This window comes from Streptomyces sp. NPDC006140, from assembly GCF_040628815.1.
Classification (GTDB): domain Bacteria; phylum Actinomycetota; class Actinomycetes; order Streptomycetales; family Streptomycetaceae; genus Streptomyces.
Genome location: NZ_JBEXTS010000002.1, coordinates 18499 through 30829, shown reverse-complemented (window position 1 = coordinate 30829; position 12331 = coordinate 18499). Strand labels below are relative to the sequence as shown.

Genomic DNA, 12331 nt, shown 5'->3' with positions numbered 1-12331 from the left:
CTTCACCGACGTGTCGGATCAGTATGGCGGCAGCAGCGGGCCACCCCACAGGCGCGTCAGGCACAGCGAAACCGGCCCGGCAGTCCCACGTCCAGCGACACCGGCCCGGCACTCCCACCGCGCCTCAGCCCAGCGACACCAGTCGGCAGCCCCACGGCCACGTCAGCCCAGCGACACCGGCCCGGCACTCCCACCGCGCCTCAGCCCAGCGACACCAGCCGGCAGCCCCACGGCCACGTCAGCCCAGCGACACCGGCCCGGCACTCCCACCGCGCCTCAGCCCACGACACCGGCCCGGCACTCCGACCGCACGTCAGTGCACAGCGACACGATCCGGCAGCCCCACCACGCCTCAGCTCGGCGACACCGGCCCCGCACTCCCACCGCGCCTCAGCCCAGCGAAGCCGGCTCCGGCAGTCCCACCGGCCAGCTGTGCACCGGGTCCCCCTTGTGCATCAGCTCGCGGTAGCGCCGGGTCGTGGCGGCCAGCGCGTCCTCCCTGGTGAGGCCCGTGTCCAGGGCCTTGTGGAAGGTCGCGGCCTGCCAGCTCGCCCCGTTCACCCGGCGCCGGCAGCGTTCCTCGATCACGCCCAGGTACAGGTCGCGGTCGGCGGGTTCGACGCCCCAGGCGTCCAGTCCGGCCTCGGCGAGTGGCAGCAGCTCGTCGCGGATCAGGCTCACCGCGTCGACCTCGACGGTGCCGCCGTACCGGCCGCGCCGGGGCCAGGTGAAGCGGGCGTCGATGCCGTCCTTGCACGCGGCGTCGAAGTTGGCGGCCGCCGCCTCGAACGGCAGCCGGGTCCAGACCGGCTTGGCCTCCTCGGCGAGGGCGCGGACGACGCCGTAGTAGAACGCCGCGTTGGCGATGACGTCGGTGACGGTGGGCCCGGCGGGCAGGACGCGGTTCTCCACGCGCAGGTGCGGGACGCCGTCGGCGATGCCGTAGACGGGGCGGTTCCAGCGGTAGATCGTGCCGTTGTGCAGGACGAGCTCGGCGAGCGTCGGGGTGCCGCCCCGGTCGAGCACCTCGAGCGGGTCCTCGTCGTCGCAGATCGGCAGCAGCGCCGGGTAGTAGCGCAGGTTCTCCTCGAAGAGGTCGTACGCCGAGGTCACCCAGCGCTCCCCGAACCAGGTGCGCGGCCGGACGCCCTGGGCCTGGAGTTCGGGCGGGCGGGTGTCGGTGGACTGCTGGAAGAGCGGGGGCCGCGACTCGCGCCACAGCTCGCGGCCGAACAGGAAGGGCGAGTTGGCGCCGACGGCGATCTGCGCGGCGGCGACCGCCTGGGCCGCGTTCCACACGTCGGCGAACCGGGCCGGGGTGACCTGGAGGTGCAGCTGCACGGAGGTGCAGGCGGCCTCCGGGGCGATGGACTTCGACGTGCAGGAGAGGTGCTCCACGCCGGCGATGTCGAGCGTGAACTCCTCGCCGCGGGCCGCAACGATCTGGTCGTTGAGGAGGGTGTACCGGTCGACGTCGGAGAGGTTCGACGACACCAGGTCGTCCCGGTCGAGCGTCGGCAGAATACCGATCATCACGATTCCCGCGTCGACTTCACCGGCTTTTCGGTCGGCATATGCCAGTGACGTGCGGAGTTCCTCCGCGAGCCGATCGAATACGCGGCCGCCGAGGCGATGTGGGGGAATGTTGACTTCCAGGTTGAACATGGCGAGTTCTGTTTGGAAGTCGCGGCTCGCGATGCGTTCCAGGACTTGCCCATTCAACATTTTCGGCAGGCCGTCGGGGCCCGCGAGATTCAATTCGATCTCCAGCCCCATGAGGTTCTTCGGGCGATCGAACCGCTTCTCCGCCAGGAGTCGCTCCAAGCCCGTCAGGCACCGGCGGAGCTTGTCGCGGTAGCGCTGGCGATCGGACAGGTCGAACCGGCCTGCCACGACCTTCTCCCCCATCGATGCGTCCCTCCTCGGATGGTGCGGGCCGAAGACCCGGCTGCCGGGGTCCCGGTCAGGTGGAGGATGCCCAGCGAAAGCGATCGATAACGTCCCGGTCGGGGCCGCCGGCCGCTACGCTGGTCACGTGTGACCGGTGGCACATTCACTCGGCATGAAGCGGGGCACCGGTTTCGGGTGGTGCGTACTCGTGTGCGGACTCGTGAAAAACGCCGACGAGAATGGGCCGACCGGGTCGCGGACATTCGCCGAGGTCATCGCCGTACACCCCCACATGGAATCGGGATAATTCTCGCGTACCGCCGACCGAATGTACCCTTGTTCTACTCACCGGAAACGGCTAGACGAAACACAGTCTGAACCCGTGTCGTATAAACTCCGCGAACAAGGCAGAAGGTTGGCGCCCACGGTCGATGGGTCATGCCGTCGAGGCGATGCACGGCGGACCCCACCCCCCTCTCGTTCAAGACCCCGGCCCCTGCCTCTCTGACCTCCCGTGAGCAGACAGCGCCGTCCGCCCCCGCCCTCGCGCCACCGTGCCTTTGAATGAGAGGCGACCCACCATGCCGCTGCATGTCCCCCCGGCTCCCGCGCCCGCACTCCGTTCCGTCCTGACTGCCCTCTCCTCTCCCACCGCGGTCCGCGAAGCCCGAACTCCCGCCCTGCTCGGCGCCCAGGGGCCCGCCACGCCCGAGCTGCCCCTGCCCGTCCACGTCCTCGACGCGGTCACGGCCGAGGGCGTGCCGGTCACGCGGCTGGCCGGGTGGCGCTTCCTGATCCGCTGCGGCGACCGCGCCCTGGCCGCGGCGGAGACCATGCTGACGGCCGACGGCTGGGCCTTCTCCCACTTCTTCGAGGGCCCGTACATCACCTCGACCGAGCGCGCCCTGCGCCAGGCCGAGACGATGGCGCAGCCCTACCAGCCCCGCCTGCTGTCGGTACCCGGCCTGTACATGCTGACGCTCTGGCTGCACGAGGACTGCACCGCGGACGGTGCCGTCGGCCACCCCGCCGCCACCGACCTGCTCGTGCCGCTGGCCCCCGCGCCTCCCGGCATCGCGGCCCACCGCCCGCACCGCGTCGCCGAACTCCTCCCGGTGCTGACCCACCGGGCGACTCCCACGCGCCTGCTCGGCTCACCCGCCTGACCCGAGCGCCGCGAAGTTCACCTCGCACGCTGTCGTTTCCCTGCACCCCGCCGCCGGAAATTCCCCGGCGGCGGGGTCGCTTTTCTTCTCGCTCGCTCATGAGAGCACCTAATAGCTCGTACGAGCCCGGAAAGGCGGCCTCCCCGATCTGACTAGCCCCATCCGGCCACCGAGAACCACCCGAAGTGACAGTCCAGTTGGGATGAACCGTCCGGGCGGGTGACGCGTCCTGAACCAGTGAGTAGCGGTGCTGCGAAATCCCTGCGGATTGACGCCCGTGGGGCAACACTGGGTTCCGACGACTTTTCACGGGGGGCGGCCATGAACGAGACTTCCAGCCGCGGAACGAACACGACAGCAGACTCAGTCACCTCATCCGTCACGACAAACCGAAAGATCCCACCCATGTGCCAGCACCAGACACCGTGCCCTTCCGCCGACTCCGCCGACCGGGAATCCGCCCGCCTCGTGGCGCACCACCCGGAGCAGGGGTGGAGCCTGCTGTGCAACGGCGTGGTGCTCTTCGAGGACACCGGTGAGCTCCTGCCCGACGGCCGGATCATCGCCCCGCACCGCCCGCTGGCCGGCAGCCAGGTGATGACGGCAGCCTGAGGGCCGCGTGCGGGGTGCCGCTCCGCCCGCAGACGGACATGAGGGGCCGGCCGCAGGACCTCCTGCGCACCGGCCCCGACGCGTCTCCGGGGGCCGTCACTCCCCGTTATCCCTCGTCATTCGCCGTCACTCCCGTCATTCCCTGTCATTCCCCGCGACGCCGCGTTCCCGGCTCGTACGCCTTCCCACGGATGCCCGTTTTCCGGAAGACTCCTGGAAGTTTCGCGGTCACCCGTCGACGGAGGTGGGTCAAGTGGCAGCACGTGAGGCCGACGCGGAGGGCAGGGTCACGATCACGGAGATCGCCCGGCAGGCCGGCGTGTCCGTCCCGACCGTGTCCCGCGTCGTCAACGGCCGGTCGGACGTGTCGCCGCAGACCCGGGCCCGCGTCGAGGACCTGCTGCGCCGGCACGGCTACCGCAGGCGCCCCGCGTCCCCCGGCACCCGCGCCGCCCTGCTCGACCTGGTCTTCAACAACCTGGACAGCCCCTGGGCCGTGGAGATCATCCGCGGGGTGGAGGAGGTCGCGCACGCGGCCGGCGTCGGCACGGTGGTGTCGGCGATCCACGGGCGGTCGGGCGACGCCCGCGAGTGGATGCGCAATCTCCGGGCCCGTGCCTCGGACGGCGTCATCCTGGTCACGTCGGCGTTGGAGCCGATGCTGCACGAGGAGCTGAGGATCCTCGGTGTGCCGCTGGTGGTCGTAGACCCGGCGGGCTCCCCCGCCCTGGACGCGCCCACGATCGGCGCCGCCAACTGGTCCGGCGGCATGGCGGCCACCGCGCACCTGCTGTCGCTGGGCCACCGCCGGATCGGCCTGATCGCGGGCCCGCCGCGTCTCCTCTGCTCCCGGGCGAGGCTGGACGGCTACCGCGCCGCGCTGGAGGGCGCCGGCATCGTGATGGACGCCTCCCTCGTCGTCCCCGGCGACTTCCGCCCCGAGTCCGGCTTCGCCGCCTGCAACACCCTGCTCGACCTGCCCGAGCCGCCGACCGCCGTGTTCGCGGCCAGCGACCAGATGGCCCTCGGCGCGATCGAGGCACTGCGCCGGCGCGGTCTGCGGGTGCCGCAGGACATGAGCGTGGTGGGTTTCGACGACCTCCCGGAAGTCCGCTGGTCGGCTCCGCCGCTGACGACGGTCCGCCAGCCCCTGGCCGACATGGGCAAACTGGCCGTCCGCACGGTCCTGCGCCTCACCCGCGACGAGCAGCCGGACTCGCCACGGGTGGAGTTGGGCACCGACCTGGTGATCCGGGCCAGCACGGCACCCCCGGCGCCACGCACCTGAACGGCCCGCACACCACAGCCAAGCCAAGACCGGCACCGCCCTGCACCCGCACGGTCGGCAGCCCTGCGACGGCGCCCCGCCGCCCCCCGACGGCAGGGCGCCACCAGCCCCGCTACCTCCCCCCGAGCGCCTCACGCAGCGCGAAGTACGCCGGCTTCCGCCGCAGTTCCTCGTCCCACGGCAGGGCCGCGCCCTCACCCGGGAAGAACCCGGGGATCCAGGAGTACTTGTCGGTGTAGTCCCACAGGGTGATGCCGACGCACCGCCGGACCGCCAGGCACGCCTCGGTCAGGTCGCCGTACCACTCGGCCTGCTGGGCCAGCTTCTCCTCGGTCGCGGGCAGCTGCATCCGGATGTCGACCTCGGTGAGCGCGGTGTCGAGGCCGAGCCGGGAGAAGCGGCGGAGGTTGTCCTCCAGCGTGGTGGGATAGCCGTACTGGAGCGCCAGATGGGCCTGGAGACCGATGCCGTGCAGCGGGACGCGGTCGGCCTTCAGCTCCTTGGCCAGCTGGTAGTACGCGTCGCTCTTCGGGCCGATCGCCTCGATGTTGTAGTCGTTGAGGTACAGCTTGACGCGCGGATCGGCCTGGTGGGCCCAGCGCAGCGCGTCGGCGATGTACCCGGGCCCGAGCGTCTTGTAGAAGATCGTCTCGCGGTACGTACCGTCCTCGTTGAACGCCTCGTTGACGACGTCCCAGGCGAAGACCTTGCCCCGGTAGTGCCGTACCTCCGTCTGGATGTGCTTCTTCAGCACGGCCCGCAGCTCGGGGGCCGTCCACTCCCGCTCCGTGAGCCAGCCGGGCAGCTGGCTGTGCCAGACGAGCGTGTGGCCGCGCACCTTCTGCCGGTTGGCACGGGCGAGGTCCACGATCTCGTCGCCCTGGGAGAAGTCGAACACGCCCTGCTGGGGCTCGGTCGCGTACCACTTCATGCCGTTGCCGGGGGTGATCTGGTCGAACTCGCGGCCGAGCAGGGCCTTGTACGGCTCGTCGACGAGTTCGGGGTTGTCGGTCGCGCTGCCGAAGTAGCGGCCGTGCCGCTGGGCGAGGTCGGCGAGGGTCCGTTCCTTGCCGTGCCGTTCTTCCGCCTGTGCCGACGGGCCGGTGGCGATGCCTCCGAGCATCAGCGCGGCGGCGAGCGCCCCGGCGAGTCTGAGCCGGGTAGCGGTGGTGCGCATGGTGCGCATGGTGCGACTCCTCACGGTCAACGGGTGGGTGAGCCGTACGTCCGCGGGCGGGTCAGCCCTTCGTGGCGCCCGCGGTGAGGCCGCCGACGAGCTGGCGCTCGGCGACCGAGTAGAAGGCGAGGGCGGGGACCATGGCCAGCACCAGATAGGCGAAGACCTTGGCGTACTCCGCCGAGTACTGCCCCTGGAACTGCTGGACGCCGATCGGCAGCGTCCACCACTGCGCGTCGGTGAACACCAGCAGCGGCAGGAAGAAGTTGTTCCAGCTGGTGACGACGGCCAGCACCGAGACCGTGCCGAGCGCGGGCCGCGCCATGGGCAGCAGCACCCGCCAGAAGAAGCCGAAGGGACTGCACCCGTCGAGGGTGGCCGCCTCCTCCAGCTCGCCGGGGATCTGCCGGAAGAAGCCCCGCAGGATGATGATGGTCATCGGCAGCCCGAAGGCCGCCTGCGGGAGGATCACGCCGAGCGGGTTGTCCAGCAGGCCCAGGGACCGCAGCAGCAGGAACAGCGGCAGGGCCGCCACGGCGAACGGGAACATCAGCCCCATCGTGAACAGCGTGAACAGCGCTTCCCTGCCGCGGAAGGCGAACCGCGCGAAGGAGAAGGCCGACAGCGCGGAGACGGCGACGACCAGGACGGTCGTGCCGACCGCGATGAGCGTGCTGTTGCCGATCAGCCGCCAGAAGTCGCCCGAGCCGAGGATCCCGGTGTAGTTGGAGGTCACCCACGACTCGGGCAGGCCGACCGGGTTGCGGGACAGCTCGTCGGTGGACTTGAAGCCGGACAGCGCGGCGTAGAGCAGGGGCACGGCCATGACCGCGCCGACGAGGACCAGGACGAGGTGCAGCGGAAGGGTGCTGCCCCTGCGCGTCTTCTGACTGGCTGTCACTTTCCGTCACCCCGCATGGTCGTGGTGGCCCCTTCCAGGTCGCGCCGGAGCACGAACCGCTGGTAGGCGAGGGCGAAGACGAGGCTGATGGCGAACATGACCACGCTGATCGCGCTGGCGTAGCCGACCTGGTAGCGCTTGAAGCCGTACTGGAACATGGTCACGGCCATCGTCTCGGAGTGGTGGTCGGGGCCGCCGGCGGTGGTGACCCACACCAGGTCGAAGAGCTGGATCGCCCCGATGACCGACAGGAACACGCTGATGCGCAGGGTGGGCGCCAGCAGCGGCAGCGTCACGTTGCGGAAGCGCTGCCAGGGGCCGGCCCCGTCGATGAGCGCCGCCTCGGTCAGCTCCCGGGGGACGGCCTGGAGCCCGGCCAGGTACAGCATCATGTGGAAGCCGAAGTACTTCCAGGTCATGACCAGGAACAGGGTCGCCATGACGGTGGACGGATCGGCGAACCACTCCCCGCCCAGCCCGTCGAGTCCGACCTTGCCGAGGACCTGGTCGGCGAAGCCGTCGTCCGGGGCGAAGATCATGCCGAACAGGATCCCGGTGATCGCCTCGGACAGGACGTACGGCGCGAAGAACAGCATCCGGTACACCGCCCGGCCGCGCAGCCGCTGGTTGAGCAGGACGGCCATGGCGAGCGCGAACGGCAGCTGGACGACCAGCGACAGCACCACCAGGACCAGGCAGCGCCACAGGTCGCCGAGGAAGACGTCGTCCTGGAAGAGCCGGGTGAAGTTCTCGCCGCCGACGTAGTCGGAGGGCATGCCGAAGCCACCCCAGCGGAAGAAGGCGGCGTACAGCGCGAACAGCATCGGCAGCAGTACGAGCCCCATGAACAGCACCAGGGCCGGCAGCTGGAAGCCCGTCGCGGTCAGCCAGTTCAGTCGGCGCCGCCGGGCGCGGCCCCTGTCCCGGCGGGCGGCCGGGGCCGGGGGGCCGGCGTCGCGGCCGGCCTGTTTGTCCGGCAGGTACGTGGAGGTCATCGCCGGCTACTGCTCTTCCTTCGTGACCTTGGTGATCGACTGGGCGACCTGCCCGGGCGACTTGGACCCGGCGATGAGCGCGGCGACGCTGTCGTTGATCTCCTGGCCGACGGCGGGCGCGTACGCCTGGTCGAGGTAGAGCTGGAAGCCCGTGGCCTTCTTCAGCTGTTCCTGTACGGCCTTGATATTGGGGTCGGCGATGGCGCTCTCGGCCGCGGGGACCACGGGCAGGGTGCCGGTCTTCTTGACCAGTTCCAGGTCGGTGGCCTCGGACGCGAAGAACTTCAGGAAGTCGACGGCCTCCTGCGGGGCACCCCGGCGCAGGGCGTGTCCGCCGCCGCCGCCGAACACCTCGGTGATGGCGCCCTTGCCGCCCTCGACCGCGGGGAACGGGAAGAACCCGAGGTCTTTGCCGAGGCCCTTGCCCGCGTCGGCCTGTACCACGGGCGCCCACTGCCCCATGAGTTCCATCGCCGCCCTGCCGTTGCCGACGGTGGCGGCCTGGCCGGTGGGGCTGGAGTAGGCGGCGCCGAGGAAGCCCTTCTGGAACGGCTTCAGGGCGACGAGTTCCGCCAGGTGCTCCCCCGCCTCGACGAAGGGTGCGCCGGTGAAGTCCTTCTCCCCGTAGGCCTTCTGCAACGCCCCGGCGCCGCCGGTGCGCATCGCCAGGTACGCCCAGTAGTACATGCCGGGCCACCTCTCCTTGCCGGCCAGGGCCAGCGGCGTGACCTGGGCGGACTGCAGCTTGCGCACGGCGTCGAGGAAGCCGCTCCAGGTGGTCGGCGGCGCGCTGATGCCGGCCTTCTTGAACAGCGCCTTGTTGTACCAGAAGCCGATCATGCCGATGTCGAACGGGATGCCGTAGACCCGGTCGTCGAGGAGGTACGGCTCGCGGGCGACCGGCAGCAGGGCGTCGCCCCACGGCTTGGTCCGGTCCGTGAGGTCTTCGACGAGCCCGGCGTCGACCTGCTGCTTCAGGACGCCGCCGCCCCAGGTGTGGAAGATGTCGGGCAGCTTCCCGGAGGAGGTGAGGGCCGTCATCTTCGCCTTGTAGGCGTCGTTCTCCAGCTGGACGATCTTCACCTTGACCTTGGGGTTCTGCGCCTCGAACTTCCGGGCCAGGGCGGCCCAGACCCCCTTGGTCGGCTCGGTGGTGGAGATGTTCCACCACTCGATCGTGGTCGTCCCGGACGACCCTCCGCCCGAGTCCCCGCCGCATGCCGTCAGTGCCGTCATCCCCAGACCGGCGGCGGCGGAGGCCGCCAGGAAGCCGCGGCGGGACAGTGCCGGGTCGCCCATCATGCGCTCCTCGAAAGTTTCGAATGAGATTCAGAAAGATGCGTTGCTGCCGCACCCTAGAGACAGGGGGTAAACAGTGGCAACCCCTTGTACACGGTGAATCTTTCCTCGACACGAGGACCTCCGAAGGGTGCCGAAACATTCGAGCAGCGAGACGAACCTTACGGATCCGACGGTCACGCTGGGTGCCCGCCCGCGAGCCGAACGATCGGCACCGCATCCTCACGGGACGGAGCCGCCGTACGCGCCCCCAACTGGCGTTTTCCGTCGCACGGCCACCCCGCACGCCAGTCTTAACGGAAGCTTGACGCGCACAGCCCCCACATCCACCGGCCATGGCATCACGCTCCGCTTACGCTGATCTGGCCGTCCAGTGATGGCCGGAAACCGCACTGAGCCGCACATCGGGAGCACGTCGATGGCCACCACTGAGCACCCCGGACCGGGCGTCACGGAGCCCGCCCCACCCGGTCGCCTGCGCGCCTGGATGCTGCAGGGCCTGTCCGACATGGGCAAGGGCGGCGGCCATACCGGGCCCCACGCCGAACCGGAGCCCCCGCACCAGGGCCAGCCCTGGTGGCGGGTGATGTGCCTGACCGGCGTCGACTACTTCTCCACGCTCGGCTACCAGCCGGGCATCGCCGCCCTCGCCGCCGGCCTGCTCTCCCCCATCGCGACCATCGTGCTGGTCGTCGTCACCCTGGCCGGCGCCCTGCCGGTCTACCGGCGTGTGGCCGAGGAGAGTCCCCACGGCGAGGGCTCGATCGCGATGCTGGAGCGGCTCCTGTCCTTCTGGCAGGGCAAGCTGTTCGTGCTGACCCTGCTGGGCTTCGCGGCCACCGACTTCCTCATCACCATCACGCTGTCGGCCGCCGACGCCTCCACCCACCTCGTGGAGAACCCGCATCTGACCGGCGTACTGCACGACCAGCAGATGCTGATCACCCTCATCCTCGTGGCGCTGCTCGGGGCGGTCTTCCTCAAGGGCTTCCTGGAGGCGATCGGCGTCGCGGTCGCCCTGGTGGGCGCCTACCTCGCACTGAACGCGGTCGTCGTGGTGGTCGGCCTCTACCACGTCATCACCGCCGGCCACGTGATCACCGACTGGTCGAGCGCCCTCACCACCCAGCACGGCAACGTCTTCGTCATGATCGGCGTCGCCCTGCTCGTCTTTCCGAAGCTGGCCCTCGGCCTGTCCGGGTTCGAGACCGGCGTCGCCGTGATGCCGCACGTCAAGGGCGACCCGGACGACACCGAGGCCCAGCCGACCGGCCGTATCCGCGACACCAAGAAGCTGCTCACCACGGCCGCGCTGATCATGAGCGTCTTCCTGATCACGACCAGCTTCATCACCACCCTCCTCATCCCCGAGAAGGAGTTCGAGGCGGGCGGCCAGGCCAACGGCCGCGCGCTGGCCTACCTGGCGCACGACTACCTGGGCAACACCTTCGGCACCGTCTACGACGTCTCGACCATCGCCATCCTGTGGTTCGCCGGCGCCTCCGCGATGGCCGGCCTGCTCAACCTGATGCCGCGGTACCTGCCCCGCTACGGCATGGCCCCGCACTGGGCCCGTGCCGTGCGCCCCATGGTCATCGTCTTCACGCTGATCGCCTTCCTGGTCACCTGGATCTTCGACGCCGACGTCAACGCCCAGGGCGGCGCCTACGCCACCGGTGTGCTGGTCCTCATCAGCTCCGCCGCGATCGCCGTGACCATCGCCGCCCGCAAGGCCCGGCAGCGGAACTGGACCATCGCCTTCGCGGTCATCTCCGCGGTGTTCCTCTACACGACCGTCGCCAACGTCATCGAGCGTCCGGACGGTGTGAAGATCGGCGCCTGCTTCATCGCCGGCATCATCCTGGTCTCCCTGCTGTCACGACTGGCCCGGGCGTTCGAGCTCCGCGTCACCAGCGTCACCCTGGACGACATGGCGGAACGCTTCGTCCGCGACATGGCCAGCCGCCGGTTGCGGTTCATCGCCAACGAGCCCGACCGGCGCGACATCGCGGAGTACCGCGACAAGATCGAGCAGATCCGGCACGACAACGACGTGCCCGGGCACGAGGACTTCGTCTTCGTCGAGGTGACGGTCACCGACCCGTCCGAGTTCGAGGCGGGCCTGACCGTACGCGGCGAGGTCCTCCACGGCCGCTACCGCGTCCTCACCCTGGAGTCCTCCTCCATCCCCAACGCCCTGGCCGCCCTGCTCCTCCATGTCCGCGACACGACCGGGCGCACCCCGCACATCTACTTCGAGTGGACCGAGGGCGGGCCCTTCGCCAACTTCCTGCGCTTCTTCCTGTTCGGCCAGGGCGAGGTCGCCCCGGTGACCCGCGAGGTCCTGCGCGAGGCGGAACCGGACCGGAAGCGCCGGCCGAGGGTGCACGTGGGCTGAGTCAGGCCGCCGCTCTGCGTCTGCCGAAGCCCCTGCGGGGCGGACGCACCACGACCTGCCCGAAGTTGATCTCACCGGTGATCCGTACGCGCAGCACGACGGGAGCCTCGGCAGCCGGGCGCGCCTTGATCTTGGAGTAGTTCGCCACCAGCGCGTCGGTGTCCACCACGACCCCCGGCCGCGTCAGCACCTTCAGGGCGCCCCCTCGCATGTCGAGGTCGATGTGCAGCGTGTCCTGCGTGATCACCGCGTCGGTGAAGTCGAGCGTCACCTCGCCCCACGCCGAACGGACCTCCAGCCGACGCGGCACCACCCAGGCGTCGCCCCGGCGGGTCGAGGAGCCCTCCTGCTCGATCCGCACGACGTCGTCGGCCTCGACGGCGCCCTGGGTCACGGCCTCGGGCAGATCCGCCGTCAGCACCGCCAGCTCGCCCACCGTACGGGCGGACAGCGCGGCCTCCACCCGCTCGTCGAGTTCCCCCATGGTCAGCCGGCCGTCCCCCGCGGCGACACGCAGCACGTCCACGATCCGGTCCCGGTCCGCGTGCGAGGCCCTCACCTCGGGCGATCCACCGATCCTCGCCACCTCAGCCACCATCGACCCC

General features: G+C 70.2%; 10 protein-coding genes. 4 read left to right on the top strand and 6 right to left on the bottom strand.

Annotated elements, in window-relative coordinates:
- Nucleotides 1–390: 390 nt before the first annotated feature.
- The gene (locus ABZ386_RS05310) at nt 391–1908 is read right to left on the bottom strand and encodes a glutamate-cysteine ligase family protein (protein WP_358963712.1); all 1518 of its coding nucleotides are present in this window, start codon (nt 1906–1908) and stop codon (nt 391–393) included.
- Nucleotides 1909–2471: 563 nt separating this feature from the next.
- On the opposite strand from ABZ386_RS05310, the gene ABZ386_RS05305 reads away from it, so the two are divergent.
- The 3 genes from ABZ386_RS05305 (at nt 2472) to ABZ386_RS05295 (ending at nt 4956) form a co-directional block, all read left to right on the top strand.
- On the top strand, nt 2472–3056 hold the full coding sequence (locus ABZ386_RS05305; RefSeq protein ID WP_037768402.1) for a hypothetical protein: 585 nt from the start codon (nt 2472–2474) through the stop codon (nt 3054–3056).
- Nucleotides 3057–3461: 405 nt separating this feature from the next.
- Nucleotides 3462–3668: a DUF5999 family protein gene (locus ABZ386_RS05300; RefSeq protein ID WP_114250812.1), complete on the top strand. Its 207-nt coding sequence runs from the start codon at nt 3462–3464 to the stop codon at nt 3666–3668.
- 253 nt (nt 3669–3921) lie between these two features.
- Complete coding sequence (locus ABZ386_RS05295) at nt 3922–4956, top strand: LacI family DNA-binding transcriptional regulator (RefSeq protein WP_351345021.1); 1035 nt, start codon at nt 3922–3924, stop codon at nt 4954–4956.
- 112 nt (nt 4957–5068) lie between these two features.
- On the opposite strand, the gene ABZ386_RS05290 is transcribed toward ABZ386_RS05295, so the two are convergent.
- The 4 genes from ABZ386_RS05290 to ABZ386_RS05275 form a co-directional block, all read right to left on the bottom strand.
- Nucleotides 5069–6133, bottom strand: coding sequence for an endo-1,4-beta-xylanase (locus tag ABZ386_RS05290; protein WP_356500520.1), 1065 nt, complete (start codon nt 6131–6133; stop codon nt 5069–5071).
- Nucleotides 6134–6194: 61 nt separating this feature from the next.
- Nucleotides 6195–7034, bottom strand: a complete 840-nt coding sequence (locus ABZ386_RS05285) for a carbohydrate ABC transporter permease (protein ID WP_358963709.1) — start codon at nt 7032–7034, stop codon at nt 6195–6197.
- Entirely contained in the window at nt 7031–8029 is a 999-nt protein-coding gene (locus tag ABZ386_RS05280) for a sugar ABC transporter permease (protein WP_351345030.1), read from the bottom strand. The genes ABZ386_RS05285 and ABZ386_RS05280 overlap by 4 nt, the downstream gene beginning before the upstream one ends.
- A 6-nt stretch (nt 8030–8035) precedes the next feature.
- A complete protein-coding gene (locus tag ABZ386_RS05275; protein WP_358963707.1) occupies nt 8036–9328 on the bottom strand; it encodes an extracellular solute-binding protein in 1293 nt (430 codons plus the stop codon).
- 418 nt (nt 9329–9746) lie between these two features.
- Here ABZ386_RS05275 and ABZ386_RS05270 point away from each other — a divergent pair, with 418 nt between their 5' ends.
- On the top strand, nt 9747–11726 hold the full coding sequence (locus ABZ386_RS05270) for an amino acid transporter (RefSeq protein WP_356500514.1): 1980 nt from the start codon (nt 9747–9749) through the stop codon (nt 11724–11726).
- Nucleotide 11727: 1 nt separating this feature from the next.
- Here ABZ386_RS05270 and ABZ386_RS05265 read toward each other — a convergent pair whose 3' ends face one another.
- Complete coding sequence (locus tag ABZ386_RS05265; RefSeq protein ID WP_351345039.1) at nt 11728–12324, bottom strand: DUF1707 domain-containing protein; 597 nt, start codon at nt 12322–12324, stop codon at nt 11728–11730.
- Nucleotides 12325–12331 lie beyond the last annotated feature (7 nt).